The organism is Micromonospora arida, from assembly GCF_003857035.1.
Taxonomy (GTDB): domain Bacteria; phylum Actinomycetota; class Actinomycetes; order Mycobacteriales; family Micromonosporaceae; genus Micromonospora; species Micromonospora arida.
The window spans coordinates 1-1,047 of the sequence record NZ_QGSY01000005.1 but is presented as its reverse complement, the minus strand read 5'-3'; the positions used below and the strand labels follow the sequence as shown (position 1 = coordinate 1,047).

1 protein-coding gene is annotated in these 1,047 nt (G+C 68.8%); it reads right to left on the bottom strand.

What is annotated here, in order from left to right:
* Positions 1-22 precede the first annotated feature (22 nt).
* Positions 23-900, bottom strand: a protein-coding gene (locus DLJ58_RS00010; protein WP_425271281.1) for an IS5 family transposase whose coding sequence is annotated in 2 segments (ribosomal slippage) — positions 23-504 and positions 504-900 — 879 coding nt in all. Because the reading frame shifts where the segments join, the coding sequence is not laid out codon by codon here.
* Positions 901-1,047: the final 147 nt, after the last annotated feature.

The window sequence follows — 1,047 nt, the reverse complement described above, 5'->3', positions numbered from 1 at the left end:
CTAGGGCCTGTGTCGAAGTCGGTCACAGCCACTCGTTGATGGCGGCGAGGTGGATGGTGGCCTCGTAGCGGACGGCCAGCTTGTCGAAACGGGTGGCCACGGCTCGGTTGCGCTTGAGGCGGTTGATGCCGCACTCCACGGCGTGACGTTGCTGGTAGATGTGCGGGTCGAAGGCCGGTGGCCGGCCGCCTTTGGATCCTCTGGCCCGCCGGTTCGCGTCCTGGTCGGCCTTGCTGGGGATGGTCGCGGCGATGCCTCGCCGGCGCAGGTAGGCCCGGTTGGCCTTCGAGGTGTACGCCTTGTCGGCCAGGACCCGGTCCGGTCGTGTTCTCGGTCGGCCGGTGACCAGGCGGGGAACGCGGATCGCGGCCAGGACCGGGATGAACTGGGGGCTGTCGCCGCGCTGCCCGGCAGTCAGCACGATGGCGAGGGGTTTCTGGCCTTGCTCGCAGCCCAGGTGCAGCTTCGTGGTCAACCCACCGCGGGACCGGCCGAGCGCATGGTCGGTCGGCTCAACGCTGACACCGCCGGGTGGCTCGGCCTGCAGATCCCCCTTTTCCTCGCCCCAGCCGCATGCTGGTGGGCGCGGGCGCTGGTCGAGTCCACCGACACGTCCCAGGTGATCCTGCCGTCCGCATCGGCGAGGGCCTGCAACGCGGTGAGCACCTGCTTCCAGGTCCCGTCGCGCTGCCACCTGCGGAACAGGGCATACACCGCCGACCAGGACCCGTACTGCGGTGGCACGTCCCGCCACGGCGCACCCACCCGGATCCGCCACCGGATCCCATCGATCAACTGCCGCCTACTCCACAACGACGGTCGACCCGGCCGCTTCGGCGTCGGCAGCAACGGCTCCAGCACCGCCCACTGCACGTCGCTCAGGTCGAACCGCCTCGTCACCGCTAGGGTGTCCACGAGGTCTCCGGTTTCAGGTTCTGCTTGGTCGCTGAACCGTCTACCGGAGACCTCGCCTACTTTCGATCTCCGACACGCGAAGATCCTCAAACCAGCTCAAGCCCTGGCCCAGACTTCGACACGGGCCCTAGC